The sequence below is a fragment of the Pseudomonas medicaginis genome (assembly GCF_965119365.1).
Classification (GTDB): domain Bacteria; phylum Pseudomonadota; class Gammaproteobacteria; order Pseudomonadales; family Pseudomonadaceae; genus Aquipseudomonas.
This window is the reverse complement of sequence record NZ_OZ221631.1, coordinates 6,115,819-6,141,689: the sequence shown is the minus strand read 5'-3', so window position 1 is coordinate 6,141,689 and position 25,871 is coordinate 6,115,819. Positions and strand designations below refer to the sequence as shown.

Annotated in this window: 23 protein-coding genes, 1 other RNA gene and 1 pseudogene; 20 read left to right on the top strand and 5 right to left on the bottom strand. The window is 61.5% G+C overall.

Annotated elements, in window-relative coordinates; translation table 11 throughout:
• Window positions 1–42 precede the first annotated feature (42 nt).
• The 6 genes and pseudogenes from petA (at window position 43) to ACMTA2_RS26975 (ending at window position 5,146) form a co-directional block, all read left to right on the top strand.
• The gene (petA, locus tag ACMTA2_RS27000; protein ID WP_039591565.1) at window positions 43–636 is read left to right on the top strand and encodes a ubiquinol-cytochrome c reductase iron-sulfur subunit; all 594 of its coding nucleotides are present in this window, start codon (window positions 43–45) and stop codon (window positions 634–636) included.
• Complete coding sequence (locus ACMTA2_RS26995) at window positions 636–1,847, top strand: cytochrome b (RefSeq protein ID WP_030138561.1); 1,212 nt, start codon at window positions 636–638, stop codon at window positions 1,845–1,847. Before petA ends, ACMTA2_RS26995 begins: the two co-directional genes overlap by 1 nt.
• On the top strand, window positions 1,847–2,629 hold the full coding sequence (locus ACMTA2_RS26990) for a cytochrome c1 (RefSeq protein WP_413792527.1): 783 nt from the start codon (window positions 1,847–1,849) through the stop codon (window positions 2,627–2,629). The genes ACMTA2_RS26995 and ACMTA2_RS26990 overlap by 1 nt, the downstream gene beginning before the upstream one ends.
• Window positions 2,630–2,778: 149 nt before the next feature.
• The gene (locus ACMTA2_RS26985; protein ID WP_413792526.1) at window positions 2,779–3,396 is read left to right on the top strand and encodes a glutathione S-transferase N-terminal domain-containing protein; all 618 of its coding nucleotides are present in this window, start codon (window positions 2,779–2,781) and stop codon (window positions 3,394–3,396) included.
• A gap of 16 nt (window positions 3,397–3,412) precedes the next feature.
• Window positions 3,413–3,823: a ClpXP protease specificity-enhancing factor gene (locus ACMTA2_RS26980; RefSeq protein ID WP_413792525.1), complete on the top strand. Its 411-nt coding sequence runs from the start codon at window positions 3,413–3,415 to the stop codon at window positions 3,821–3,823.
• A 971-nt stretch (window positions 3,824–4,794) separates the two neighbouring features.
• A pseudogene (locus ACMTA2_RS26975) lies at window positions 4,795–5,146 on the top strand (DUF6124 family protein).
• 485 nt (window positions 5,147–5,631) lie between these two features.
• Here the strand turns inward: ACMTA2_RS26975 and ACMTA2_RS26970 are convergent.
• From ACMTA2_RS26970 to ACMTA2_RS26950, 5 genes are all read right to left on the bottom strand, one after another.
• Window positions 5,632–6,807 (bottom strand): integrase core domain-containing protein, encoded by a 1,176-nt coding sequence (locus tag ACMTA2_RS26970; protein ID WP_413790701.1) that lies wholly within the window; start codon window positions 6,805–6,807, stop codon window positions 5,632–5,634.
• A gap of 269 nt (window positions 6,808–7,076) precedes the next feature.
• On the bottom strand, window positions 7,077–7,655 hold the full coding sequence (locus tag ACMTA2_RS26965) for a BON domain-containing protein (protein WP_030139689.1): 579 nt from the start codon (window positions 7,653–7,655) through the stop codon (window positions 7,077–7,079).
• Window positions 7,652–8,245 carry a phosphoheptose isomerase gene (locus ACMTA2_RS26960; RefSeq protein WP_007928463.1) on the bottom strand — a complete coding sequence of 198 codons (594 nt, stop codon included), beginning with the start codon at window positions 8,243–8,245 and terminating at the stop codon, window positions 7,652–7,654. Before ACMTA2_RS26960 ends, ACMTA2_RS26965 begins: the two co-directional genes overlap by 4 nt.
• Before the next feature lie 102 nt (window positions 8,246–8,347).
• Window positions 8,348–8,710, bottom strand: a complete 363-nt coding sequence (locus tag ACMTA2_RS26955; RefSeq protein WP_413792524.1) for a YraN family protein — start codon at window positions 8,708–8,710, stop codon at window positions 8,348–8,350.
• Window positions 8,710–10,521, bottom strand: coding sequence for a penicillin-binding protein activator (locus ACMTA2_RS26950; protein WP_413792523.1), 1,812 nt, complete (start codon window positions 10,519–10,521; stop codon window positions 8,710–8,712). The genes ACMTA2_RS26955 and ACMTA2_RS26950 overlap by 1 nt, the downstream gene beginning before the upstream one ends.
• A gap of 329 nt (window positions 10,522–10,850) precedes the next feature.
• Here ACMTA2_RS26950 and rsmI point away from each other — a divergent pair, with 329 nt between their 5' ends.
• The 14 genes from rsmI (at window position 10,851) to ACMTA2_RS26880 (ending at window position 25,868) form a co-directional block, all read left to right on the top strand.
• Window positions 10,851–11,756: a 16S rRNA (cytidine(1402)-2'-O)-methyltransferase gene (gene rsmI, locus ACMTA2_RS26945; RefSeq protein ID WP_413792522.1), complete on the top strand. Its 906-nt coding sequence runs from the start codon at window positions 10,851–10,853 to the stop codon at window positions 11,754–11,756.
• Window positions 11,757–11,830: 74 nt separating this feature from the next.
• An RNA gene (gene rnpB / locus ACMTA2_RS26940) (RNase P RNA component class A) lies at window positions 11,831–12,184 on the top strand.
• A 309-nt stretch (window positions 12,185–12,493) separates the two neighbouring features.
• Window positions 12,494–12,949, top strand: a complete 456-nt coding sequence (gene mraZ, locus ACMTA2_RS26935) for a division/cell wall cluster transcriptional repressor MraZ (RefSeq protein ID WP_003205355.1) — start codon at window positions 12,494–12,496, stop codon at window positions 12,947–12,949.
• Window positions 12,946–13,893: a 16S rRNA (cytosine(1402)-N(4))-methyltransferase RsmH gene (rsmH, locus tag ACMTA2_RS26930; protein ID WP_072408876.1), complete on the top strand. Its 948-nt coding sequence runs from the start codon at window positions 12,946–12,948 to the stop codon at window positions 13,891–13,893. Before mraZ ends, rsmH begins: the two co-directional genes overlap by 4 nt.
• Window positions 13,890–14,183, top strand: coding sequence for a cell division protein FtsL (gene ftsL, locus ACMTA2_RS26925; protein ID WP_003178214.1), 294 nt, complete (start codon window positions 13,890–13,892; stop codon window positions 14,181–14,183). The genes rsmH and ftsL overlap by 4 nt, the downstream gene beginning before the upstream one ends.
• Window positions 14,183–15,922 (top strand): peptidoglycan D,D-transpeptidase FtsI family protein, encoded by a 1,740-nt coding sequence (locus ACMTA2_RS26920; RefSeq protein WP_413795728.1) that lies wholly within the window; start codon window positions 14,183–14,185, stop codon window positions 15,920–15,922. The genes ftsL and ACMTA2_RS26920 overlap by 1 nt, the downstream gene beginning before the upstream one ends.
• Entirely contained in the window at window positions 15,922–17,385 is a 1,464-nt protein-coding gene (locus ACMTA2_RS26915) for a UDP-N-acetylmuramoyl-L-alanyl-D-glutamate--2,6-diaminopimelate ligase (RefSeq protein WP_413792521.1), read from the top strand. Before ACMTA2_RS26920 ends, ACMTA2_RS26915 begins: the two co-directional genes overlap by 1 nt.
• Window positions 17,378–18,745, top strand: coding sequence for a UDP-N-acetylmuramoyl-tripeptide--D-alanyl-D-alanine ligase (locus tag ACMTA2_RS26910; protein WP_413792520.1), 1,368 nt, complete (start codon window positions 17,378–17,380; stop codon window positions 18,743–18,745). Before ACMTA2_RS26915 ends, ACMTA2_RS26910 begins: the two co-directional genes overlap by 8 nt.
• Entirely contained in the window at window positions 18,745–19,827 is a 1,083-nt protein-coding gene (mraY, locus tag ACMTA2_RS26905; RefSeq protein WP_053124966.1) for a phospho-N-acetylmuramoyl-pentapeptide-transferase, read from the top strand. The genes ACMTA2_RS26910 and mraY overlap by 1 nt, the downstream gene beginning before the upstream one ends.
• Window positions 19,828–19,832: 5 nt before the next feature.
• A complete protein-coding gene (gene murD, locus ACMTA2_RS26900; RefSeq protein WP_413792519.1) occupies window positions 19,833–21,179 on the top strand; it encodes a UDP-N-acetylmuramoyl-L-alanine--D-glutamate ligase in 1,347 nt (448 codons plus the stop codon).
• On the top strand, window positions 21,176–22,393 hold the full coding sequence (gene ftsW, locus ACMTA2_RS26895) for a putative lipid II flippase FtsW (protein WP_413792518.1): 1,218 nt from the start codon (window positions 21,176–21,178) through the stop codon (window positions 22,391–22,393). Before murD ends, ftsW begins: the two co-directional genes overlap by 4 nt.
• Complete coding sequence (gene murG / locus ACMTA2_RS26890; protein WP_413792517.1) at window positions 22,383–23,453, top strand: undecaprenyldiphospho-muramoylpentapeptide beta-N-acetylglucosaminyltransferase; 1,071 nt, start codon at window positions 22,383–22,385, stop codon at window positions 23,451–23,453. The genes ftsW and murG overlap by 11 nt, the downstream gene beginning before the upstream one ends.
• The gene (murC, locus tag ACMTA2_RS26885) at window positions 23,446–24,906 is read left to right on the top strand and encodes a UDP-N-acetylmuramate--L-alanine ligase (protein ID WP_413792516.1); all 1,461 of its coding nucleotides are present in this window, start codon (window positions 23,446–23,448) and stop codon (window positions 24,904–24,906) included. The genes murG and murC overlap by 8 nt, the downstream gene beginning before the upstream one ends.
• The gene (locus ACMTA2_RS26880; RefSeq protein WP_413792515.1) at window positions 24,903–25,868 is read left to right on the top strand and encodes a D-alanine--D-alanine ligase; all 966 of its coding nucleotides are present in this window, start codon (window positions 24,903–24,905) and stop codon (window positions 25,866–25,868) included. The genes murC and ACMTA2_RS26880 overlap by 4 nt, the downstream gene beginning before the upstream one ends.
• Window positions 25,869–25,871 lie beyond the last annotated feature (3 nt).

Below are 25,871 nucleotides of genomic sequence, written 5' to 3'. Positions count from 1 at the left end.
CGCCTGATTTAACAGGCCACAAAGCTGATGGGAGAGGACTGAATGAGCAATGACGGCGTGAATGCAGGCCGGCGTCGCTTCCTGGTAGCAGCCACATCCGTGGTGGGTGCTGCAGGAGCGGTGGGGGCTGCGGTCCCGTTCGTGGGGTCATGGTTTCCCAGCGCCAAGGCGAAAGCCGCAGGTGCACCGGTGAAAGTGAATGTCAGCAAGATCGAGCCAGGCCAGCAGATGATTGCTGAGTGGCGCGGCCAGCCGGTATTCATCGTCCGCCGTACAGAGGAAATCCTGGGGAATCTGAAAAAGATCGAGGGTCAGTTGTCCGACCCATCCTCCAAGAACTCGGTCCAACCGGAATACGTCAATCCTGAAACGCGTTCGATCAAGCCAGAAGTCCTGCTATTGATCGGTATTTGCACGCACCTGGGTTGCTCGCCAACGTTCCGTCCTGAAGTGGCCCCTGCCGATCTGGGCAAGGACTGGGTCGGGGGTTATTTCTGCCCTTGCCACGGCTCCCACTACGACCTGGCCGGTCGCGTCTACAAGTCGCAACCTGCACCTCTGAACCTGCCAGTTCCCCCGCATTCTTATGAGACCGATGACATCATTGTCGTTGGCGTCGATACGGAGAAAGCGTGATGAGCAAACTAATGGATTGGGTTGATGCGCGCTTTCCCGCGACCAAAATGTGGGAAGACCATCTCAGCAAGTACTACGCACCGAAGAACTTCAACTTCTTCTACTTCTTTGGCTCCCTGGCGCTGCTCGTTCTGGTCAACCAGATCGTCACCGGTGTCTGGCTGACCATGAGCTACACCCCGTCGGCGGAAGAAGCGTTTGCCTCCGTCGAATACATCATGCGCGACGTCGAGTACGGCTCGATCCTGCGTCTGCTGCACTCCACCGGCGCTTCGGCGTTCTTCATCGTGGTCTACCTGCACATGTTCCGTGGCTTGCTCTACGGTTCGTACCAGAAACCGCGTGAGCTGGTGTGGGTCTTCGGCATGCTGATCTACCTGGCGCTGATGGCAGAGGCCTTCATGGGCTACCTGCTGCCGTGGGGCCAGATGTCCTACTGGGGTGCACAGGTGATCATCTCGCTGTTCGGTGCGATCCCGGTCATCGGTGACGACTTGACCCAGTGGATCCGTGGTGACTACCTGATCTCGGGCATCACCCTGAACCGCTTCTTTGCCTTGCACGTAGTTGCCCTGCCCATCGTGATCCTCGGCCTGGTGGTGCTGCACATCCTGGCGCTGCACGAAGTCGGCTCGAACAACCCGGACGGCGTGGACATCAAGAAACACAAGGACGAGAACGGCGTACCGCTGGATGGCATTGCCTTCCACCCGTACTACACCGTGAAGGATATCGTCGGCGTTGTGGTCTTCCTGTTCATCTTCTGCTCCATCGTGTTCTTCTTCCCGGAAATGGGGGGATACTTCCTCGAGAAGCCGAACTTCGAGCAGGCGAACGCGTTCAAGACCCCTGAGCACATTGCCCCTGTCTGGTACTTCACGCCGTTCTACGCGATCCTGCGGGCGATTCCAGACAAGCTGCTGGGTGTTATCGCCATGGGCGCGGCCATCGCCGTACTGTTCGTCCTGCCGTGGCTGGACCGCAGCCCCGTCAAGTCGATGCGCTACAAAGGCTGGCTGAGCAAGATCTGGCTCGTGGTGTTCTGCATCTCGTTCGTGATCCTGGGTGTGCTGGGTGTACTGGCACCGACACCGGGGCGCACGCTGCTGTCGCAGGTTTGCACCTTCCTCTACTTCGCCTACTTCATTCTGATGCCGTTCTACACCAGGCTCGAGAAGACCAAACCGGTTCCGGAAAGGGTGACTGGCTGATGAAAAAGCTATTTGCTGTACTGATTTTTGCTGCTATGCCTGTACTGTCCTTCGCGGCTGAACACGGTGGTCCGGAGCTGGAAAAAGTCGACATCGACGTTTCCGACAAGGCCGCCATGCAGGACGGCGCGCGTACGTTCGCCAACTACTGCATGGGTTGCCACAGTGCCAAGTTCCAGCGCTACGAGCGCGTTGCCGATGACCTGGGTATCCCTCATGAGCTGATGCTCGAGAAACTGGTGTTCACCGGCGCCAAGCTGGGCGATCACATGACCATCGGCATGCAGCCTGCGGACGCCAAGACCTGGTTCGGCGCCGCGCCACCGGACCTGACCCTGGTCGCCCGTGTGCGTGGCACCGACTGGCTCTACGGTTACCTGCGTTCGTTCTACGAAGATCCTGCGCGTCCATGGGGCGTGAACAACAAGGTCTTCCCGAACGTCGGCATGCCTAACGTTCTGGTCGGCCTCCAGGGGCGCCAGGTGGTAGGCTGCAAACAGGTTCAGATCGTTGAAGACGGTAAAAAGCAATTCGATCCGCTGACTGGCTCCGCTTTGACCCATGAAGCCTGCGACCAGCTGACTGTATTGCCAAACACCGGCAGTCTGACCCCAGACCAGTTCGATGAGAAGGTCAAGAACCTGGTGACCTTCCTGGCCTACTCGGCCAACCCGGTGAAGCTGGAGCATCAGCGCATCGGTACCTATGTATTGCTGTACCTGGCGTTCTTCTTCGTATTCGCTTACCTGCTCAAGCGTGAATACTGGAAAGACGTGCATTGATAAAGCTGTAAGCCATTGCTGTTAATCGTGCGCGCCCAAGGGCGTCTCTATATGTAACGAGCCTGGCCTGCCAGGTGTTACGGGAGACGCCCTCTGGGCGCGCTCGTTTTTCCGTTTTTCGATAATTTCAACAAGCGAGGAGGATCGCCATGGGCGTGACCAATCGGTTGGCCTGTTACTCCGACCCCGCCGACCACTATTCCCACCGGGTACGCATCGTACTGGCAGAGAAGGGTGTCAGCGCCGAGATCATTTACGTCGAAGCGGGTCGTCAGCCGCCGAAGCTGATCGAGGTGAACCCTTACGGCAGCCTGCCCACGCTGGTCGATCGTGACCTGGCGTTGTGGGAGTCGACCGTGGTGATGGAATACCTGGATGAGCGTTATCCCCATCCGCCTTTACTGCCGGTTTATCCTGTCGCGCGTGCCAACAGCCGCTTGCTGATCCATCGCATCCAGCGTGACTGGTGTGGGTTGGTGGACCTGATCCTGGATTCCCGGACCAAGGAGTCGGCGCGGGTCGTGGCGCGCAAGGAATTGCGTGAAAGCCTGACGGGTGTATCGCCGTTGTTCGTCGACAAACCGTTTTTCCTCAGTGAGGAACAAAGTCTGGTGGATTGCTGCCTATTGCCCATACTCTGGCGTTTGCCGATTTTGGGTATCGAACTGCCGCGGCCTGCCAAGCCGCTGCTTGATTATATGGAACGCCAATTTGCGCGTGAGGCATTCCAGGCGAGTCTGTCTGGTGTCGAACGCGACATGCGCTAAGGCTTAGGGAGCCGCTATGAACTCCAGTCGACCTTATCTGGTCCGCGCGCTCTACGAGTGGATTGTGGACAATGATTGCACCCCGCACATGCTGGTCAATGCCGAGTTTCCGTCGGTGCAGGTGCCGCAGGGTTTTGCCAATGACGGGCAAATTGTCCTGAACGTGTCGCCAGCCGCCGTGCGTCACTTGCACATGGACAACGACGCCGTCAGTTTCGAAGGGCGCTTCGGTGGTGTGCCGCACACCCTGTTCGTACCTATTGCCGCGATTCTGGGGATTTATGCCCGGGAGAATGGCCAGGGCATGGTGTTTGAGCTCGAGACGCCGCTGGACGGCGAGGAGGCCTTCGAGGCTGACGAGGACCTGCCGCCGGATGATGAGCCGCCACGGCCTAGTGGGCGGCCTAGTCTTAAGGTGGTGAAGTAAGGATTGGTATACATATCCGTTTCTTTGGTAATGGCTGCTTATGGTTCCGCCCTTACGGCGGGTCACTTTTGGCAAACGCCCCAAAAGTAACCAAAAGGTCTGTGCCCCACCACTGGGCACCTCGCCAAGGCTCGGTGTTCCCTCACTCCGGCATTGCTCCGTGGGCCCGCCGCGAAGGGTCATCCATGACCCAGCGCGGCTATCCCGGCATCCATGCCGGGATGCCCACTACGCAATGCCTGCGTTCGGCCCTTGTGGTTAATGGGGCGCTCAAGATCAAAAGCCAAAGCCAAAGCCAAAGCCAAAGCGAGGCGGCCTAACGATCGGTCTGACTTTTCCGGCCGTACCTGAATCCTGTGGGAGCGAGCTTGCTCGCGAAGACGGTCTGACAGCCACCCAATCTCTCAGGGTGTATTTCCAGTAAATCGAATGCCATGGTCGAGCACAGCCCTGGATTGCAACACTTAACCCCCTGTGGCGAGGTAGCTTGCTCCCGCTGGTCGGCAAAGCCGTCCCAAAACCAATGACGCATTCTTTCAGGAAAACCACTTGAACCCGCCCCACGACGGCTACGCCGCCGAACGGGAGCAAGCTCCCTCGCCACAGGGGGAGGCTGTGCCTTCAGATAAATATCCAACCTGACCATTTTGCCCGCGCAGCCCCACGCATCCTTGCGCCTTTGCCTACAATTACGCCAGAATCCGCCCGCTTGTGCGCCTTGTCTCCGGGTTCTATTGTCTTTCCTGCCACTGCCCATCAGTGGTCGGGTTTAGTAGCCCGAGGTAATCGAAGTTGTACGAGCACTCTCAAACAGGGCCCTACCTGTTCTTGATGGTGGCTGTATGCAGGGCGCTCAGGCGCGCCGGCTTCTTCGGTTCCCCGGTCTACTAACCTGCGTACAGCCGCCACCCTTTTGTTTAGTAGCTTCGGGGTGGTCGGCACTACATCAGGAACCGAAGCATACGTACAAGATAACTCCGAACCCGCCCGGAGCGGACTCCACCGCGCAGTCCGCAAAATCCAAAGCCAAGCAGCAAGACGAAACCACCCAACGCGTGCTTGATCACTACTTGCTGCCGAAGTCGGATAAGTCCCAAGACGAACCAAAACCGGGCCAGGTATTCACCGTTGTGAAAGGCCTCGATAACGAATGCTTACTCGCCAATCTCAGCGAAACCCTGGCCTCGGCGGACGCCATGGCCAACGAACTCGCATTCGACCTGGAAGGCTCGCGGCGTCATTTGGCGCTTGGCATTCAGCAGTTGATTGAACTGAGTTTCATTGCTGGCGAACCAGGTGCTGGATAACGTCGACCCTCGATAGCTTTGCACTAAGCACCCAGCCCTCTGTGGGAGCTAGCTTGCTCGCGATGGCGTCAGCTCAGCAGCATTGATGTTGGCTGACACACTGCAATCGCGAGCAAGCTCGCTCCCACAGTTGGACTTAGGTGCAGCCGGGAGAGATAGGTCGGCTGTGAGGCCGCCTTCGCGAGCAAGCCCGCTCCCACAGTTGGATTGAGGTACAGCCGGAAAGTCAGGTCAGCCGTTAGGCCGCCTCGCTTCTGCTCTGGCTTTTGCTCTGGCTTTTGCTTTTGATCTTAGGCGCCCCATTAACCACAAGGGCCGAGCGCAGGCATTGCGTAGTGGGCATCCCGGCATGGATGCCGGGATAGCCGCGCTGGGCCATGGATGGCCCTTCGCGGCGGGCCCACGGAGCAATGCCGGAGTGAGGGAACACCGAGCCTAGGCGAGGTGCCCAGTGGTGGGGCAAATGTACGGGACAACCACATGGGTTACAAAAAAGTGCATTCACATAGGTGACACTTTGATTGAAACGTAGCCGTTCTTTGCGTCCCTGGCATTGACGTGACCTAGGATCACCGGACCGAAGATCACATTCCATACGCCGTCCTTGATCATCTCCATTCCAATGTTCTGATGCCTAAGCAGATTCCCTACGTATATCCGCAGACCGGCTCGATTAATGATTCCGCTACCATCTGCCAGGTAACACTCAATATGGCTCGCATACCCCATTTCCGGTAACTTCTCCGGGTAAGCCCGAGTTGAGGGTGTGTAGCAGGAGGCCGGAGTTTTCTGACCGAGCGCCTCGTGTCCCCGCTCGTAATTGTAGTGCTGCATAAATCGATTAAAATGTTTTTGCTGAGCCTCCCAAGCAATTGCCGGCGGTTGGGGAAAGGTACTTTTCAACGTCCGGTGCATGCGCTCATGACGTCCATTTTGATCTGGCCGACCAGGCTCAATTCGCTCAGGAATAATCCCAAGGCGTAGCCACCAGATCGACAATTGCGACAGCCCAGCACGCCCCGTACTGGCAAACGGCACGCCGTTATCGGTGCGGATGCGCTCAGGCATCCCATACTCACGAAAAACGCGCTCGAAAGTTTGCTGGGTCTCCTTGAGATTGGTATTGGCCATGCTCTCGCAGGCAAGCAGGAAGCGACTGGCATGATCCATGATCGTCAGCGGATAACACCAAACGCCCGCCCCAGTCAGAAATTGGCCCTTGTAATCTGCGCTGAAAAGCTGATTAGGCGTTTCTGCCTTACGCAAAGGCTTGGGATAGACAGCGACACGCTGGCGCGACGGCCGAGGCGTGATCAAATCAACGGCCTTGAGGATGTTGTAAATCGTCGTTTTCGACGGCGGATCTTGCCCCGGGAAACGTTTCATCAAATCGTTCTGGATCTTTTTAGGACCCGGAACCGTTTCGCCAGTAGAGCGAAGCTCAATAATGGCCTGCCTCACAACCAGCGGCACTACATAGGTTTGGTTGTGCCGTCGGCGGCTACGTTCGTCAAGCCCACTGGGTCCCTCCAGTTCATAGCGCTCGACCCATTTGTAGCCGGTCTTTCGGCTGATCTGATAGTCCTGGCACAGCCTGCTAAAGCTGTGCTTTTCGGATAGATACTCAGCGATGAACATCACTTTGAGGTCCATAGGTTTCAGCTCTCTCCAGGACATGGTCAGATCCTCGCGAAATCGACCATGCCAGTTAAAAACTGTTACCTATGTGCGTGAACTGATTTGTAACCCATGTGGGTGAGTCATACCGCAAAAGCGCTTTTGGTTACTTTTGGCGCTCTTCCAAAAGTGACCCGCCGTAAGGGCGGAACCATAAGCAGCCGTTACCGAAGAAACGGATATGCACACCAAAAAAACGGCGCCCTCCATATAAAGAAGCACCGTTTTTCCAGTCAAACCAAGCGCAGCATCAAGAACCGCCACTACCCTCAGTCAATATACTCAAACAACTTCACGATCTTCTGCACCCCAGACACCCCCTGCACCAGATTGGTCGCCTGGGCGGCTTCCTGCTTGGTCAGCAGCCCCAACAGATAGACGATGCCATTCTCGGTCACAACCTTGATGCGCGAGCCAGGAATGCTGGCGTCGGTAAGCATCTGGGTCTTGATCTTGGTAGTCAGCCAGGCGTCATTCTGGCGCGCCAGCAGCGAGGAGGGTTGCAGGACCTGCAGTTCGTTGTGCACGGTCTTGACCCGCTGCACGGCGCTGGCTTCCTGCTCGGCCTTGGCCTTCAGGTCGGCACGAGGGGTCTGGCCGGCCAGCAGTACGACACCGTTGAAGCTGGTGACGACGATGTGCGAGTTATTGTCCAGGTCCGGGTCGGCCTTGGCGATGTTCACGCCGACCTTGGTTTCAATCAGGGAGTCGTCGATCTTGCTGCCGAAGGTGCGGGTGCCGCGGTCGTCTTCAATCGGCTTTTCCCGGCTGGCGTTAACCACCGATGTGCAGCCGCTGATGCCGAGGCACAGGGTCAGGGCCAGAAGGCCTAGGCGATTAGGGGTCATTCTTCACTCCCGAACAGTTGGCTGTCGATCAAGTCGCAAAGACAGTGGATCGCCAGCAGGTGGACTTCCTGGATACGTGCGGTGACATTGGCCGGTACGCGGATCTCGACGTCTTCGGGCAATAGCAGTGATGCCATGCCGCCGCCGTCACGACCGGTCAATGCTACGACAATCATTTCGCGATCATGTGCGGCCTGGATCGCTTGAATAATATTGGCCGAGTTGCCGCTGGTGGAAATCGCCAGCAGCACATCGCCGGGTTGGCCCAGGGCGCGGATCTGTTTGGAGAAGACTTCGTTGTAGCTGTAGTCGTTGGCGATCGAGGTGATCGTCGAGCTGTCGGTGGTCAGGGCGATCGCCGGCAGGCTCGGCCGCTCGCGCTCGAAGCGGTTGAGCAGTTCCGAGGAGAAATGCTGAGCGTCGCCGGCCGAGCCGCCGTTGCCGCACGAAAGCATCTTGCCCTCGTTGAGCAAGGCGTTGACCATCACTTGGCTGGCTTGCTCGATGTGTGGTGCAAGTACGTCCATCGCCTGTTGCTTGGTGTCGATACTGGCCTGAAAAAGCTGGCGAATTCGCGATTGCATGTCCATCTGTGTGACCTTAAGTAGCGCGGCTTATCGGCACAAACGTGTGCGGCGCGCAAAGCAAAGAGCAAAAAAGTGAGGTGAAGGTATCCGGCTCGGCATGGGCGCTCAACTGTCGAAGGCGTTCTGCAGCCAGTTCAACTGGTCGGCGTTGCTGTCGATGGCAACCACGTCGAAGCGGCAAGGGTAATCGGCCCAGCGAGACTCGCGTTGCAGGAAATACTGCGCGGCGAACACCAGCTTGCGGCGCTTGCGCTCGTCAATGCTGTCGAGCGCGCCACCCCATTGGGTATTTTTTCTGTAGCGGACCTCGACGAATACTACTGTATCGCCGTCAAGCATGACCAGATCAAGCTCGCCACGTTTGCACAACCAGTTCTGCGCCACCAGCCGCAGGCCTTGTTGCTGGAGATGCGCGAGGGCCTGGCCCTCGGCATCCCGTCCGCTTTGCTGGCGTGATCGGTCAGGCATCAGCGCTGGGTGTCCGGCAGGCGCTGCACCTGGCCGTTGACGAACTCGGCCCATGGCAGTTGACGCTGCACGCGCTGGGTCGCAGACACCGCCAGGCTACCCGACAGGCCTTCGATGCGGCTGTCCGGCAAGGTCTTGAGCTGGCCCAGGCGCGGCGCGAGACGATAGGCATCGGCCCCCATCGCGTATAACCGACCCAGGCTGCCACCCGCTTGGGGCCATTGCGCGGTGACCTGCTTGCGCAGCGGGTCATTGGCGTCGAGCAGCCACGGGGTTTCGCAGAAGCGGATGCCGCTCATGTCGTTGTACTGGTTCTGGTCGCCGCTGGCGCTGAACACCGAAGACGTCGCGTAGACCGGCACGTCGCCGGCGTACTGGAAGTTCAGGGTCGGCTTGATCTGCTGGGCTTGCTGCGGCGTCGAGGCCAGGAAAATAAACTCGATGTCCTGGCGACGGGACGGCTGGGCGGCGACCGCGGTACCCACAGTGCTTTGCAGGCTCTTGGCGCGACCTTCGCTCTGGCGCAACTGGAACATGTCGGCGATCTGCTGGGCCAGTTGGACCGGCTGGTCGACGCGTTCGATCGCGACGATGGTGCCGCCGTTGGCCTGCCAGTCCTGGCTGAAGGCCTTCAGTACGCGATCACCCCATTCGCCCTTCGGTACCATGGCGGCGGCGCGGTGCAGGCCATCGGCGCGGGCGCGACGGGACACTTCACGAGCTTCATCCTCGGGGGCCAGGCCGAACTGGAACAGTTGCGGTGGCCCTTGTTCGCCTTCGCTGTAGTTCAGCGCCAAGGTGGTGATCGGCAATTGTGGGCGGGTGCTGATCTGCTTGACCAGGGGTTTTTCCAGCGGGCCGATGACCAGTTGCACGCCGTCGGCCTGGGCCTTGCGATAGAACTCGTCCATGGAGGTCAGGCTGGCGCTGTCATAGAACTGGATGCTGGGCGGCGTCTGCCCGGCCTGTTGGGCCTGGTAATGCGCGGCCATGAAGCCTTCGCGCAAGGCCCTGGCAACCGCGGCTAACTGGCCACTCTGTGGCAGCAGCAGGGCGACCTTGCTCAGTGGCTGGCTGGCCAGTTCCTTGAGCTTGACCAGGGGTGTCGGCAGTTGCAGGGCGGCGGGGTGCTTCGGGTTCTGCTCGCGCCAGTGGTCGATGGCTGCCTGCTGTTGTTCCAGAGTGCCGGCAGTCTTGACGGCCTGGGCCAGGCTCAGCCAGCCACCGAGGTCGTCGGTGGAGGCTGGCTGCAACTGGTCGGTGGGCAGCGAGGCGATCAGCGACCAGATGGCTTCGTGGTTTTTTGCTGCGGCGTCGTTCTCCAGCATGGGCGCGATGAAGATGCGCTCCTTGGCCGCGGCCAGGGTCTGGCCATCGGCTTCGAGGGCGCGGGCGTGGACGGTGCCGGTGCGGACCTGCTGCTCCACCGGCATTTCGCTCAGGTGTTGCAGGCTTGGATGGCTCAGGGCGGTCAGCGCGGCCTTGGGTTGGTTGCGGGTCATCGCCAGTTCAGCCGAGAGCGTGCTGGCGAAAATCTGCTGGCCGGGCTTGAGTTGTTCCATCGGCACTTGCTGCAGGATCTGTGCGGACTGGCCGGCATTGCCCTGGCGGTAAGCCAGGTCTGCGGCACTCAGGCGCAGCAGGGCGGCTTTTTCCGGGGTTTTGCTTTGGGTGGCCTGTTCGAGCAACTGCTCGATACTGGCGTCCGGGGTCCGTGGAAGTTCGCCAAGGCTGGACGAGGGCGAGCTGGCGCAGGCCGCCAGGAGGGCAGCGAGGCAGAGGGCGGAGAGCAGCCGCAGGCAAGCGATCATGTAAGTGTTCCTGATACGAGATCAAATTAGCGTCGAATTGTACCCAAGCACTGGCCGGGGCGCGATGTTACTGGCGTGAATCGATCAATTTAGATGGTTCAAATGTTGTGATGTAGCCAAAGGCGCTGTCGCTGATAGGCGTTGGCACCAAACCTGTGGCGAGGGGATTTATCCCCGCTGGGCTGCGCAGCAGCCCCAAAAGGCTGGAAAACCATTTAGCCTGACACGCCGAGGCGGCAGGTCTTGGGTCTGCTGCGCAGACCAGCGGGGATAAATCCCCTCGCCACAATGGCTGATGTGAACAGCCGAGACGGACTGCACACGCTACAATGGCGGTTTTTACCGATCATGAGGTATGTGTCTTGACTGCTCCAGGTGCTTTGAATTCCGCCGCCGGCTCGCTTTATGTGGTGGCGACGCCCATCGGCAACCTGGACGATATCAGTGCCCGGGCGCTGAAAATCCTGCAGGAGGTTGCACTGATCGCAGCTGAAGACACTCGCCACTCACAGCGTCTGCTGCAGCATTTCGGCATCTCCACGCCGTTGGCGGCCTGTCATGAACACAATGAACGGGACGAGGGCAGTCGTTTCATTACCCGGCTGTTGGCGGGCGATAACGTCGCGCTGATTTCCGATGCGGGTACGCCGTTGATTTCCGACCCTGGCTATCATCTGGTGCGCCAGGCTCGCGCGGCCGGTATCAGTGTGGTGCCGGTGCCGGGCGCTTGTGCATTGATCGCGGCGCTGTCGGCGGCGGGCCTGCCGTCGGACCGTTTCATCTTTGAAGGTTTCCTGCCGGCCAAGGCGGTGGGGCGACGGGCGCGCCTGGACGCTATAAAGGAAGAACCGCGCACGCTGATCTTTTATGAGGCGCCGCACCGCATTCTGGAATGCCTGCAAGACATGGAGCGGGTGTTCGGCGCCGAGCGCCCGGCGCTGCTGGCTCGCGAGCTGACCAAGACCTTCGAGACCCTCAAGGGGTTGCCGTTGGCAGAGCTGCGGGCGTTCGTCGAAAACGACAGCAACCAGCAGCGCGGTGAGTGCGTCGTGCTGGTGGCAGGCTGGACGCCGCCGCAAAGCGAGGATGCCGTCAGCAGCGAGGCGATGCGCGTCTTGAATCTGCTGCTCGAAGAAATGCCCCTCAAGCGCGCCGCGGCGCTTGCGGCGCAGATCACCGGCGAGCGCAAGAATGTGCTGTATCAAGTCGCACTGGAAAGGCAGAAAGACCAGTGAAACCGGGACACAGGGGTGGCCCCGGGCTTTTAGCGCTTGTTCTTCAAGCGCTCTACCGTTAACCTTCGCGGCGGAGAGTCGATCGGACAGTCGCTGCCCCCTATGAGAATTAGGGGGGGGAGGAAAGTCCGGGCTCCATAGGGCGAAGTGCCAGGTAATGCCTGGGAGGCGTGAGCCTACGGAAAGTGCCACAGAAAATAACCGCCTAAGCGTTTCGGCGCCGGTAAGGGTGAAAAGGTGCGGTAAGAGCGCACCGCACGGCTGGCAACAGTTCGTGGCTAGGTAAACCCCACTTGGAGCAAGACCAAATAGGGTCCCAAGGCGTGGCCCGCGCTGGGACCGGGTAGGTTGCTAAAGATGTCCAGTGATGGCCATCGTAGACGAATGACTGTTCAAGACAGAACCCGGCTTACAGATCGACTCTCCACCTTCTTCCCTTCCTGCCGGAATCACTGGCAGACGCAGTTCCTAATACCAAAAAAATCTTACTCTTAATAAATTACTTTAACTTGCGCGCGCAGCCCCCTGTGCTGCCTCGGGTTGAGGTGAATTTTCCTACGTCAGATTCTTGTTACCCCTCCTGAAACGCTCCTAAATCTCCGATCTATAAGGCTTTTCCTTCATTACGCGCCTTGACGGTGCAGTGGGGGCATTCCTATAGTGTGCGCAAGTGGCGGAAAGTGGCATGAAGTGGGTTTTTTTGAAGGTAAAACGCCAAAAAGTGGAGAAACGCTGACGTGTTTCGCGGAGCTAACGCTATCAGTCTCGATGCAAAAGGCCGGCTCGCCATGCCCAGCCGGTATCGTGACGAGCTCGTTTCGCGGAGTTCCGGTCAGTTAATCGTCACGATCGACGCCGTTGACCCTTGTTTGTGCGTTTACCCCCTGGATGAGTGGGAAATCATCGAAACCAAACTGCGCGCACTGCCTTCGTTACGAGAAGAAAACCGCCGCCTGCAACGCTTGCTGATTGGTAATGCCGTCGACCTCGAGCTTGATGGCAGTGGTCGCTTCCTGGTGCCGCCGCGCCTGCGCGAATACGCCAAGCTGGACAAGCGCGCGATGCTGGTGGGCCAACTGAACAAGTTCCAGCTGTGGGACGAAGATGCCTGGAATGCGGTTTCTGCCGCTGACCTCGCTGCTATTCAACAACCGGGCGCCATGCCTGATGAACTGCGTGATTTGATCCTGTGACTATTGATAGCGGCTTTAACCACATCACCGTACTGCTTGACGAAGCCGTCGAGGCGCTCGCCGTACGTCCTGATGGCTGCTATCTGGACGGCACGTTCGGGCGTGGCGGACACAGCCGGCTGATTCTCAGTCAGCTGGGGCCGGACGGCCGGTTACTCGGGTTCGACAAGGACCCTCAAGCGATTGCCACCGGGCAAGCGCTAGCGGCCGAAGACGGCCGCTTTGTCGTTGTGCAGCGCAGCTTTGCCGAGCTGGGCGCGGAAGTCGCCGAGCGTGGCCTGGCCGGCAAGGTCAGCGGCGTGCTGCTTGACCTGGGCGTGTCGTCGCCGCAGCTGGATGACCCGGAGCGCGGCTTCAGCTTCCTCAATGATGGCCCGCTGGACATGCGCATGGACCCGTCCCGTGGGATCAGCGCCGCCGAGTTCGTCAACACCGCCCCGGTGGAAGAAATCGCCCGTGTCTTCAAGGAGTACGGTGAAGAGCGTTTCTCCGGCCGCATGGCCCGCGCCGTGGTCGAGCGCCGCGACATCAAGCCTTTCGAACGCACCGGCGACCTGGCCGAGGTGCTGAAGGTTGCCAATCCGGCCTGGGAAAAGGGCAAGAACCCGGCGACCCGTGCTTTCCAGGGCTTGCGCATCCACGTCAATAACGAGTTGGGTGATCTGGAGGTCGGCCTCGAGGCGGCGCTTGAAGCGCTGGAAATCGGCGGCCGCCTGGTGGTGATCAGCTTCCATTCCCTGGAAGACCGTATCGTCAAGCTGTTCATGCGCAAGCTCACCAAGGGCGAAGCCGATAACCTGCCGCGCAACCTGCCGGTGCGTTTCGAGGCGTTCGTGCCGAAAATCAAGATCCATGGCAAGGCGCAGTTCGCCTCCGAAGCTGAACTCAAGGCCAACCCACGCGCCCGTAGCGCCGTCATGCGCGTCGCGGAGAAGTTGCGGTGAGCAAGCTCTTCGCCAAGCCCCTGCCCGGCGGCAGCTTTTTCATGCTGCTGCTGTTTATCGGCGTGCTCGTGTCGGCCATCGCCGTGTCCTATAGCGCGCACTGGAACCGGCAGTTGCTCAATACCCTCTACAACGAACTGAGCGTGCGCGACAAGGCGCAGGCCGAGTGGGGCCGGTTGATCCTGGAGCAAAGCACCTGGACCGCCCATAGCCGCATCGAAGTCTTGGCCACCGAGCAGTTGAAAATGCGCATTCCCGGCGCCGCCGAAGTACAGATGGTGGCGCCATGATGAAACTCGAAGGGGCGCTGTTCCCGTGGCGTTTTCGTCTGGTCCTGGGTTTGCTCGGGCTCATGGTGGCGGCGATTTCGTGGCGCATCATCGACCTGCAGGTCGTCGACCGTGACTTCCTCAAGGAGCAGGGCGACGCCCGCAGTGTGCGGCATATTCCGATTCCGGCTCATCGCGGCCTGATCACCGACCGTAATGGCGAGCCCTTGGCCGTGAGCACCCCGGTGACCACTTTGTGGGCCAACGCCAAGGAAATGCAGCAGGCCAAGGAAAAGTGGCCGGCACTGGCCGCCGCCCTGGGACAGGATCCCAAGGCCCTGGCCGAGCGGCTCGAAGCCCAGGCCAACAAGGAATTCATTTATCTGGTGCGCGGCTTGACGCCCGAGCAGGGCCAGAGCGTGCTCGACATGAAGGTCCCCGGTGTCTACGGCATCGAAGAGTTTCGGCGCTTCTACCCGGCCGGTGAAGTCACCGCCCACATGGTCGGGTTCACCGACATCGATGATCGAGGGCGGGAGGGTGTCGAGCTGGCCTATGACGAATGGCTCGCCGGGGTCGCCGGCAAGCGCCAGGTCATCAAGGACCGGCGCGGCAGGCTGATCAAGGATGTCCAAGTCACCAAAAACGCCAAGGCCGGCAAGCCCTTGGCGTTGTCCATTGACCTGCGCCTGCAATACCTGGCCAACCGCGAGCTGCGCAATGCCATCGTCGAGAACGGTGCCAAGGCCGGCAGCCTGGTGATCATGGACGTGAAGACCGGCGAGATCCTGGCAATGGTCAACCAGCCGACCTACAACCCGAACAACCGTCGCAACCTGCAACCGGCGATGATGCGCAACCGCGCGATGATCGACGTGTTCGAGCCGGGTTCGACCATGAAGGCCGTGTCCATGGCCGCCGCCCTGGAAACCGGGCGCTGGAAGCCGAGCGACACCGTCGAGGTGTACCCGGGCACCCTGCAGATCGGCAAGTACACCATTCGTGACGTGTCCAAGACCGAAGGCCCGGTGCTCGACCTGACCGGCATCCTGATCAACTCCAGTAACGTCGGCATGAGCAAGATTGCCTTCGATATCGGCGGCGAAACGATCTATCGCCTGGCCCAGAAAATCGGCCTCGGCCAGGACACCGGCCTGGGCTTCCCGGGCGAGCGTGTCGGCAACCTGCCGAACTACCGTGACTGGCGCAAGGCTGAAACCGCCACGCTGTCCTACGGCTACGGTGTTTCCGTGACCGCGATCCAGTTGGTCCACGCGTTCTCGGCGTTGGCGAACAACGGGCGCATGGCACCGCTGACCCTGATCAAGACCGACAAGGCGCCGCAGACCACCCAGGTGATCCCTGAAAACGTCGCCAAGACCATGCAAGGCATGCTGCAACAGGTGATCGAGGCGCCGCGCGGTGTCTATCGCGCCCAAGTGCCGGCCTATCACGTGGCAGGCAAGTCGGGTACGGCCCGTAAAACCTCCGTGGGCACCAAAGGCTACGCCGAGAACTCCTACCGTTCGCTGTTTGCCGGCTTCGGTCCGATGAGCGACCCGCGCTATGCCATCGTCGTGGTCATCGACGAACCGAGCAAGGCGGGTTACTTCGGCGGCCTGGTCTCGGCGCCGGTGTTCAGCAAAGTGATGTCCGGCACCCTGCGCCTGATGAACATCACCCCGGATAACCTGCCACCGACCCAGCAGGCCAATACCGCGCCGGTCGTTCCCCTGAAAGCCGAAGGAGGGCGTGGCTGATGTCCTTGAGCCTGAACAAGATTTTTGCCCACGCCGGTCACGATCTGCTGATTCGTGAGTTGGCCCTGGACAGCCGCAATGTACGTGCCGGGGACTTGTTCCTCGCGGTGCCGGGCGCCCGTGTCGACGGTCGCGAGCATATCGCCGACGCCCTGAAGCGTGGCGCCGCTGCCGTGGCTTATGAAGTGCAAGGCGCGACCGTGCTGCCGATCACTGACGTCCCATTGATTCCGGTCAAGGGCCTGGTGGCGCAGCTGTCGGACATCGCCGGGCGTTTTTATGGTGACCCGAGCCGCCACCTGAACCTGGTGGGCGTGACCGGTACCAACGGCAAGACCAGCGTGACCCAACTGGTGGCCCAGGCGTTGGACCTGCTCGGCCAGCATTGCGGCATTGTCGGCACGTTGGGCAACGGTTTTCATGGTGCGCTGGAAAGCGGCCTGCACACCACGCCGAACCCGATTGCCGTACAAGCGACCCTGGCGGACCTGAAGAAGGCCGGTGCCAAGGCCGTTGCGATGGAAGTCTCGTCCCATGGCCTGGACCAGGGCCGCGTGACTGCCCTGGCATTCGATGTGGCGGTGTTGACCAACCTGTCCCGGGATCACCTGGATTACCACGGCACCATGCAGGCCTACGGTGAAGCCAAGGCCAAGCTGTTTGCCTGGAATGACCTGAAGTGCCGGGTCATCAACCTCGATGACGAATTCGGTCGGCAACTGGCTGCCGACAAGCGCGAGTCGCGGTTGATCACCTACAGCCTGGAAGATGCCGGCGCCTACCTTTATATACGCCAGGCGCAATTCAATGACGAAGGCGTGCGTGCCACGCTGGTCACGCCTCAGGGCGAGCACCATTTGCGCAGCACCTTGCTCGGCCGCTTCAACCTGAGCAACGTATTGGCGGCCATCGGTGCCTTGCTTGGCCTGGACTACGCGCTGGACGAAATTCTCAAGGTCTTGCCGAAGCTCGAAGGGCCGGCCGGTCGCATGCAGCGTTTGGGCGGTGGGACTCAACCACTGGTTGTGGTCGATTACGCCCATACCCCCGACGCATTGGAAAAAGTTCTCACGGCCCTGCGTCCTCACGCCAAGGGCAAGTTGCTGTGCCTGTTCGGCTGCGGTGGCGATCGTGACCGCGGCAAACGCCCGTTGATGGCAGAAGTCGTGGAGCGCCTGGCAGACGGCGTGCTGGTCACCGACGACAACCCTCGTACCGAAGACCCGCAGCGGATTTTCGACGACATCCGCGCCGGTTTCACGGCTGTGGATAACGTCACCTTTGTCGCCGGTCGCGGCCAGGCCATTGCCCAATTGATCGCCAGCGCTTCGGCGGACGACGTCATCGTACTGGCCGGCAAGGGGCATGAGGATTATCAGGAAATCAACGGTGAACGCCATGCGTTTTCCGATCTGGTGGAAGCCGATCACGCCCTGACCGCGTGGGAGGTGGCCCATGCTTGAGGCCCTGAAGCTCAGCGAACTGACTAGCGCCCTGAATGCGCGCCTCATCGCCGCGGATGCCACCTTCGACGGTGTCAGCATCGACAGCCGGGCGATCGCGCCGGGGCAATTGTTCGTCGCCCTGGCCGGGCCGCGTTTCGATGGCCACGATTATCTGAATGAAGTCGCCGCCAAAGGTGCCGTTGCTGCATTGGTCGAGCGGGAAGTGAGCAACAGCACGCTGCCGCAGCTATTGGTCGCTGATACCCGTCAGGCCCTGGGCCAATTGGGGGCATTGAACCGGGCGGCGTTCGACAAACCGGTCGCGGCCATCACCGGCTCCAGCGGCAAGACCACGGTCAAGGAAATGCTGGCCAGCATCCTGCGCACCCGTGGTCCGGTGCTGGCGACCCGTGGCAACCTGAACAACGACCTCGGCGTGCCGCTGACCCTGCTGGAGCTGGCGCCGGAACACAGCGCAGCCGTCATCGAGCTGGGGGCTTCGCGGCTCGGCGAGATTGCCTACACCGTGGGCATGACCAAGCCTCATGTGGCGGTGCTCAACAACGCCGGGACTGCTCACGTCGGCGAGTTCGGCGGCCCGGAAAAAATCGTCGAGGCCAAGGGCGAGATCATCGAGGGGCTGGATGCCGATGGCGTCGCCGTGCTGAATCTCGACGACAAGGCCTTCGAAATCTGGAAGACCCGGGCGGGCGGGCGCAAGGTGCTGACCTTTGCCCTGAGCAACCTCGCCGCGAATTTCTACGCCAGCGACCTGGACCGCGATGCCCGTGGTTGCCCGGCCTTCAACCTGCACAGCCCCGACGGCGCGGAGCGGGTCCAGTTGAACCTGCTGGGCACCCATAACGTGGCCAACGCCCTGGCCGCGGCGGCTGCCGCCCATGCCCTGGGCGTTTCGCTGCCGGGCATCGTCGCCGGGCTGAACGCGGTGCAGCCGGTCAAGGGGCGCTCCGTCGCGCAACTGGCCAGCAACGGCATGCGCGTGATCGACGACACCTATAACGCCAACCCGTCGTCCATGTGCGCAGCCGTGGATATCCTCGCCGGTTTCTCCGGCCGTACCGTATTGGTGCTGGGGGATATCGGTGAGCTGGGCGAGTGGGCGCAACAGGGGCATCACGATGTCGGTGCCTATGCGCGCGGCAAGGTCGACGCGCTGTATGCGGTCGGTCCGATGATGGCCCATGCGGTCGCCGCATTTGGCGAGCACGCACGGCATTTCACCACTCAGGCCGAACTGATCCAGGCCCTGGGCGCCGAGCAGGATCCGAACACCACCTTATTGATCAAGGGCTCACGCAGCGCAGCGATGGAAAACATCGTCGCAGCGCTGTGCGGCGCCTCCACGGAGAAACATTAATGCTGCTGCTGCTAGCGGAGTACCTGCAACAGTTCCACAAAGGCTTCGCGGTCTTCCAGTACCTGACCCTGCGCGGGATCCTGGGTGTGCTGACCGCGTTGTCGTTGTCACTGTTCCTGGGCCCGTGGATGATCCGCACCCTGCAGAACCTGCAGATCGGCCAATCGGTCCGTAACGACGGTCCGCAATCGCACCTGTCCAAGTCCGGTACGCCGACCATGGGAGGCGCGCTGATTCTCTCGTCCATCGGCATCAGCACCTTGCTCTGGGCCGACCTGGCGAACCGTTACGTCTGGGTCGTGCTGCTGGTGACCTTGTTCTTCGGTGCCATCGGCTGGGTCGACGACTACCGCAAGGTCATCGAGAAGAACTCCCGTGGGCTGCCAAGCCGCTGGAAGTATTTCTGGCAGTCGGTGTTCGGTCTCGGCGCGGCGATCTTCCTTTATATGACCGCCGCCTCGCCGGTGGAAACCACCCTGATCCTGCCGATGCTCAAGGACTACAGCATTCCGTTGGGCGCAGGTTTCATCGTGCTGACCTACCTGGTGATCGTCGGTTCGAGCAACGCGGTCAACCTCACAGATGGTCTCGACGGCCTGGCGATCATGCCGACGGTCATGGTTGGCGGCGCCCTGGGGATCTTCTGCTACCTGTCGGGTAACGTGAAATTCGCCGAATACCTGTTGATCCCCTATGTGCCAGGGGCGGGCGAGCTGATCGTGTTCTGCGGTGCGCTGATCGGTGCCGGCCTGGGCTTCCTGTGGTTCAACACCTACCCGGCGCAGGTCTTCATGGGCGATGTCGGCGCGCTGGCGCTCGGCGCGGCCCTGGGCACCATCGCCGTTATCGTTCGCCAGGAAATCGTCCTGTTCATCATGGGCGGTGTGTTCGTGATGGAGACCCTGTCAGTGGTCATTCAGGTTGCTTCCTTTAAATTGACCGGCCGCCGCGTATTCCGCATGGCGCCGATCCACCACCACTTTGAACTCAAGGGCTGGCCTGAGCCACGTGTGATCGTCCGTTTCTGGATCATCACCGTGATTCTGGTGCTGATCGGCCTTGCCACCCTGAAGCTGAGGTAGAACGCGTGTCCCTGATCGCTTCCGACCATTTCCGCATCGTTGTCGGCCTCGGCAAGAGCGGCATGTCCCTGGTTCGCTTCCTGGCGAGCCGGGGCGTGTCGTTTGCCGTCGCCGATACGCGGGAAAATCCACCTGAGCTGGCCACGCTGCGCCGTGACTATCCGCAGGTGGACGTGCGTTGTGGCGAGCTGGACGTCGAATTCCTGTGCCGCGCCGATGAGCTCTACGTGAGCCCCGGCCTGGCCCTGGCGACTCCGGCCCTGCAGGCGGCAGCTGCCCGAGGCGTGAAATTGTCCGGCGACATCGAGCTGTTCGCGCGTAACGCCAAGGCGCCGATCGTTGCCATCAGCGGTTCCAATGCCAAGAGCACCGTCACCACTCTGGTGGGCGAGATGGCCGCGGCGGCCGGCAAGCGCGTTGCCGTGGGGGGCAACCTCGGCACCCCGGCGCTGGACCTGCTCAGTGACGACGTCGAGTTGTACGTGATGGAACTGTCGAGCTTCCAGCTGGAAACCACCGACCAGTTGGGTGCCGAAGTGGCCACCGTGCTCAACGTCAGCGAAGACCACATGGACCGTTACAGCGGCCTGCCGGCTTATCACCTGGCCAAGCACCGGATCTTCCGAGGGGCCCGGCAAGTGGTGTTCAACCGCCAGGACGCCCTGACCCGTCCGTTGCTGGGCGAGGGCATGCCGTGCTGGTCCTTCGGCCTGGGCGTTCCGGATTTCAAAGGCTTCGGGTTGCGCGAAGAGAATGGCGAGAAATACCTGGCCTTCGAATTCCAGAACCTGATGCCGGTGCGCGAACTGAAGATTCGTGGTGCCCACAACCAGGCCAATGCCCTGGCCGCGCTGGCCCTGGGGCATGCGGTCGGCCTGCCGTTCGACGCCATGCTCGCGGCCCTGCGCACGTTCGCCGGCCTTGAGCACCGCTGCCAGTGGGTGCGGGACCTGGACGGCGTGGCTTGGTACAACGATTCCAAGGCCACCAACGTCGGTGCCGCGCTGGCGGCCATCGAAGGCCTGGGAGCGGACATCGAGGGCAAGCTCGTGCTGATCGCCGGCGGCGATGGCAAGGGTGCCGATTTCAAGGATCTGCGCGACCCGGTGGCGGCCAACTGCCGTGCCGTGGTGCTGATGGGCCGCGACCGTGAATTGATCGCCCAGGCCCTCGGCGATGCCGTGCCGCTGGTTCGGGTCGGTTCGCTGGACGAGGCGGTGCAACAGTGCCGCGCCCTTGCGCAACCAGGCGATGCGGTGCTGTTGTCGCCGGCCTGCGCCAGTTTCGACATGTTCAAGAACTATGAAGAGCGTGGGCAGCTGTTCGCCCGGGCCGCGGAGGACTTGGCATGAGCCTGATGAACATCATCAAGCCGTACCCGTCGCCGTTGATCACCGGCCGCGGCATCGACCTGGACTTCCCAATGCTCGCCGGTTGCCTGGCATTGCTGGGCCTGGGCCTGGTGATGATCACTTCCGCGTCGTCGGAAGTGGCCGCCGTGCAGTCGGGCAATACCCTCTACCACATGATCCGCCACCTCATTTACCTGGTGATCGGCCTGGGGGCTTGCATCGTTACCATGATGGTGCCGATTGCCACCTGGCAACGCCTGGGCTGGTTGATGCTGCTCGGCGCCTTCGGCCTGTTGGTGATGGTGCTGGTGCCGGGTATTGGCCGCGAGGTCAACGGTTCCATGCGCTGGATCGGGTTCAGCTTCTTCAACGTCCAGCCTTCGGAGATCGCCAAGGTCTTCGTGGTGATCTACCTCGCCGGTTACCTGGTGCGTCGCCAGAAGGAAGTGCGCGAGAGCTGGATGGGGTTCTTCAAGCCGTTCATCGTGTTGCTGCCGATGGCGGGCCTGCTGTTGATGGAACCGGACTTCGGCGCCACGGTGGTGATGATGGGCGCAGCGGCGGCGATGCTGTTCCTGGGGGGCGTCGGGCTGTTCCGCTTCACCTTGATGGTCGTGCTCGCGGTTGCCGCGGTGACGATCCTGGTGCAGGCGCAACCATATCGGATGGCGCGTCTGATCACCTTCACCGATCCGTGGGCCGACCAGTTCGGTTCCGGCTATCAATTGACCCAGGCGCTGATCGCCTTCGGTCGCGGCGAATGGCTGGGCGTAGGCCTGGGCAACAGCGTGCAGAAGCAGTTCTACCTGCCGGAAGCCCACACCGACTTCGTGTTCTCGGTCCTGGCCGAAGAGCTGGGCGTGGTGGGTTCCTTGTGCACCGTTGCCTTGTTCGTATTCGTCTGCGTGCGCGGCATGTACATCGGCTTGTGGGCCGAGAAGGCCAAGCAGTTTTTTGCCGCCTACGTGGCGTATGGCTTGTCGTTCCTGTGGATAGGCCAGTTCCTGATCAACATCGGTGTGAACGTCGGCCTGTTGCCGACCAAGGGCCTCACGCTGCCGTTCCTCAGTTATGGCGGCAGTTCCCTGGTGATCTGCTGCGCCTGTCTCGGCTTGTTGCTGCGCATCGAATGGGAGAGTCGAACCCACCTGGGCAGCGAAGAGATGGAATTCCAGGAGAGCGACTTCGCCGAGGAGCCGACGCATGGGCGCTAACGTGCTGATCATGGCGGGCGGTACCGGCGGGCATGTGTTCCCGGCGCTGGCCTGTGCCCGGGAGTTCCAAGCGCGCGGCTACACCGTGCACTGGCTGGGCACGCCACGAGGTATCGAGAACGAACTGGTGCCTGGCGCCGGCCTCGAACTGCACCGGATCGATGCCAGCGGCCTGCGGGGCAAGGGCAAGTTGTCGTTGCTCAAGGCCCCACTGATGCTGCTCAAGTCGATCTGGCAGGCACGGGCGATCATTCGCCGGCTGCGCCCGGTGTGCGTGGTCGGGTTCGGTGGTTATGTGACCGGCCCCGGCGGCGTTGCGGCAAGACTGGCCGGCGTGCCGGTGATCGTTCACGAGCAGAACGCCGTGGCCGGTACCGCCAATCGGTTACTGGTGCCGTTGGCCGCCCGGGTCTGTGAAGCCTTTCCCGACACCTTTACCCTGTCGGACAGCCGCCGCACCACCGGTAATCCGGTGCGTACCGAGCTGTTCCTCGAAACACCGCGCCCGGCCCTGGCTGGACGCAAGGCGCGTTTGCTGGTCCTGGGCGGAAGCCTGGGGGCCGAACCGTTGAACAAATTGCTGCCCGAAGCCCTGTCGCAGGTCGCCCCCGAACTGCGTCCGGAAGTGTTTCACCAGGCCGGCAAGCTCCACGATGAAGTGACCGCCGAGCGCTACCGCGCAGTCGGCGTCGAGGCACAGGTGCAGCCCTTCATCAAAGACATGGCCCAAGCCTATGGCTGGGCCGACCTGGTGGTCTGCCGCGCAGGCGCGCTGACCATCAGTGAACTGGCTGCCGCCGGTCTGCCCTCGATGCTGGTGCCTTTGCCCCACGCCATCGACGATCACCAGACCCGTAACGCCGATTATTTGGCCCGTGAAGGCGCTGCCTTCCTGATGCCGCAAAGAACGACTGGCGCCGCGGATCTTGCCGCCCGCCTGACAGAGGTTTTGATGCAGCCGCAACGACTTGAAGACATGGCCCGCGCCGCCCGCCGCCTGGCCAAACCCGATGCCACGGCCCAAGTGGTCGATACCTGCCTGGAGGTGGCCCATGGTTGAGAATCGCAAAGCCATGCCGCAACCGGAAATGCGCCGTATCCGCCGCATCCACTTCGTCGGTATCGGCGGCGTGGGCATGTGCGGGATCGCCGAAGTGTTGCTGAACCTGGGTTATCAGGTCTCGGGTTCCGACCTGAAGGCTTCCCCGGTGACCGAGCGCCTGGAATCCTTCGGTGCACAGATCTTTATCGGCCACCGTGCCGAGAACGCCGCCAATGCCGATGTGCTGGTGGTGTCCAGCGCCGTGAACACTTCCAACCCGGAAGTCGCCACCGCCCTGGAGCGCCGCATTCCCGTGGTGCCACGGGCCGAGATGCTCGCCGAGCTGATGCGCTATCGCCACGGCATCGCCGTCGCCGGGACCCACGGCAAGACCACCACCACCAGCCTGATCGCCTCGGTGTTCGCGGCCGGTGGCCTGGACCCGACGTTCGTGATCGGCGGTCGCCTGAATGCCGCGGGCACCAACGCCCAGTTGGGTACCAGCCGCTACCTGATCGCCGAAGCCGACGAGAGCGATGCGAGTTTCCTGCACCTGCAACCGCTGGTGGCCGTGGTGACCAACATCGACGCAGACCACATGGCGACCTACGACGGCGACTTCAACAAACTGAAGAAAACCTTCGTCGAGTTCCTGCACAACCTGCCGTTCTACGGCCTGGCGGTGGTGTGCCTGGACGACCCGGTGGTGCGCGAGATTTTGCCGCTGATCAAGCGTCCGACCGTGACCTACGGTTTCGGCGAAGACGCCGACGTACGCGCCATCAACGTGCGCCAGCAAGGCATGCAGACATTCTTCACCGTGTTGCGCCCTGATCGCGAACCGTTGGACGTGTCGGTGAACATGCCCGGCAACCACAACGTACTCAACGCCTTGGCCACCATTTGCATCGCCACCGACGAGGGCGTCAGCGATGAAGCCATCGTCCAGGGCCTGTCCGGGTTCCAGGGCGTGGGCCGACGTTTCCAGGTCTACGGCGAACTGCCGGTGGACGGTGGCAACGTGATGCTGGTGGACGACTACGGCCACCATCCGACTGAAGTCGCGGCGGTGATCAAGGCCGTGCGCGGTGGCTGGCCGGAGCGGCGCCTGGTGATGGTCTACCAGCCGCACCGCTACAGCCGCACCCGCGACCTGTACGACGATTTCGTCCAGGTGCTGGCCGACGCCAACGTGCTGCTGTTGATGGAAGTCTACCCGGCCGGTGAAGAACCGATCCCGGGTGCCGACAGTCGCCAGCTGTGCCACAGCATTCGCCAGCGCGGCCAGTTGGACCCGATCTACATCGAGCGGGGCGTGGATCTCGCGCCGTTGGTCAAGCCGTTGCTGCGCGCCGGCGACATCCTGCTGTGCCAGGGAGCCGGCGACATCGGTGGCCTGGCCCCGAAACTGTTGAAAAGTCCGTTATTCGCCGGAGCCATCGTGGCCTCCAGCGAGGGGAAACTGAAATGACTGCTGCCTACGCCAACCTGGTCTCGACCCTCGATCCGAAAGCCTTCGGTCGCGTTGCCGTACTGTTCGGTGGCAAGAGCGCCGAGCGCGAGGTGTCCCTCAAGTCCGGCAACGCCGTATTGCAAGCTCTGCAAAGCGCCGGCGTCGACGCCTTCGGCATCGACGTGGGCGACGACTTTCTGCAGCGCCTGCTGAGCGAGAAGATCGACCGCGCGTTCATCATTCTTCACGGCCGTGGCGGTGAAGACGGCAGCATGCAGGGCCTGCTGGAATGCCTGGGGATTCCCTACACCGGCAGCGGCATCCTGGCGTCCGCCCTGGCGATGGACAAGCTGCGCACCAAGCAGGTCTGGCACAGCCTCGGCATTCCGACGCCGCGTCACGCCGTGCTGGCGTCCGAGGCCGATTGTATTTCGGCGGCCACGGAACTGGGCTTCCCTTTGATCGTCAAACCGGCCCATGAAGGTTCAAGTATCGGCATGGCGAAAGTGAATTCGCTGCCTGAGTTGACCGCGGCATGGAAAGACGCCAGTTCCTACGATTCGCAAGTGTTGGTCGAACAATGGATCACCGGTCCCGAGTTCACCATCGCCACCCTGCGTGACCAGGTGTTGCCCCCGATTGCGCTGGGCACGCCCCACACGTTCTACGACTACGACGCCAAGTACATCGCCAACGATACCCAGTACCGCGTTCCCTGCGGGCTGGATGCTGCCAAGGAAAAAGAACTGATGGACCTCACGGCCAAGGCGTGTGAGGCGCTGGGTATCGCCGGTTGGGGCCGGGCCGACGTGATGCAGGACGCCGATGGGCAGTTCTGGTTCCTGGAAGTCAACACCGCCCCCGGCATGACCGATCACAGCCTGGTCCCGATGGCGGCCCGCGCCGCCGGCCTTGATTTCCAGCAACTGGTGCTGTCGATCCTGGCGGCCAGTGTCGGCACTCAAGAGCCAAGAGGTTAAGCC

Bases quoted from the DNA above. Each gene is read 5' to 3' on its own strand.
- petA (WP_039591565.1), top strand. From the start codon at position 43: ATGAGCAATGACGGCGTGAATGCAGGCCGGCGTCGCTTCCTGGTAGCA.
- ACMTA2_RS26995 (WP_030138561.1), top strand. From the start codon at position 636: ATGAGCAAACTAATGGATTGGGTTGATGCGCGCTTTCCCGCGACCAAA.
- ACMTA2_RS26990 (WP_413792527.1), top strand. From the start codon at position 1,847: ATGAAAAAGCTATTTGCTGTACTGATTTTTGCTGCTATGCCTGTACTG.
- ACMTA2_RS26985 (WP_413792526.1), top strand. From the start codon at position 2,779: ATGGGCGTGACCAATCGGTTGGCCTGTTACTCCGACCCCGCCGACCAC.
- ACMTA2_RS26980 (WP_413792525.1), top strand. From the start codon at position 3,413: ATGAACTCCAGTCGACCTTATCTGGTCCGCGCGCTCTACGAGTGGATT.
- ACMTA2_RS26970 (WP_413790701.1), bottom strand. From the start codon at position 6,807: ATGTCCTGGAGAGAGCTGAAACCTATGGACCTCAAAGTGATGTTCATC.
- ACMTA2_RS26965 (WP_030139689.1), bottom strand. From the start codon at position 7,655: ATGACCCCTAATCGCCTAGGCCTTCTGGCCCTGACCCTGTGCCTCGGC.
- ACMTA2_RS26960 (WP_007928463.1), bottom strand. From the start codon at position 8,245: ATGGACATGCAATCGCGAATTCGCCAGCTTTTTCAGGCCAGTATCGAC.
- ACMTA2_RS26955 (WP_413792524.1), bottom strand. From the start codon at position 8,710: ATGCCTGACCGATCACGCCAGCAAAGCGGACGGGATGCCGAGGGCCAG.
- ACMTA2_RS26950 (WP_413792523.1), bottom strand. From the start codon at position 10,521: ATGATCGCTTGCCTGCGGCTGCTCTCCGCCCTCTGCCTCGCTGCCCTC.
- rsmI (WP_413792522.1), top strand. From the start codon at position 10,851: ATGGCGGTTTTTACCGATCATGAGGTATGTGTCTTGACTGCTCCAGGT.
- ACMTA2_RS26920 (WP_413795728.1), top strand. From the start codon at position 14,183: ATGAAACTCGAAGGGGCGCTGTTCCCGTGGCGTTTTCGTCTGGTCCTG.
- ACMTA2_RS26915 (WP_413792521.1), top strand. From the start codon at position 15,922: ATGTCCTTGAGCCTGAACAAGATTTTTGCCCACGCCGGTCACGATCTG.
- ACMTA2_RS26910 (WP_413792520.1), top strand. From the start codon at position 17,378: ATGCTTGAGGCCCTGAAGCTCAGCGAACTGACTAGCGCCCTGAATGCG.
- mraY (WP_053124966.1), top strand. From the start codon at position 18,745: ATGCTGCTGCTGCTAGCGGAGTACCTGCAACAGTTCCACAAAGGCTTC.
- ftsW (WP_413792518.1), top strand. From the start codon at position 21,176: ATGAGCCTGATGAACATCATCAAGCCGTACCCGTCGCCGTTGATCACC.
- murG (WP_413792517.1), top strand. From the start codon at position 22,383: ATGGGCGCTAACGTGCTGATCATGGCGGGCGGTACCGGCGGGCATGTG.
- murC (WP_413792516.1), top strand. From the start codon at position 23,446: ATGGTTGAGAATCGCAAAGCCATGCCGCAACCGGAAATGCGCCGTATC.
- ACMTA2_RS26880 (WP_413792515.1), top strand. From the start codon at position 24,903: ATGACTGCTGCCTACGCCAACCTGGTCTCGACCCTCGATCCGAAAGCC.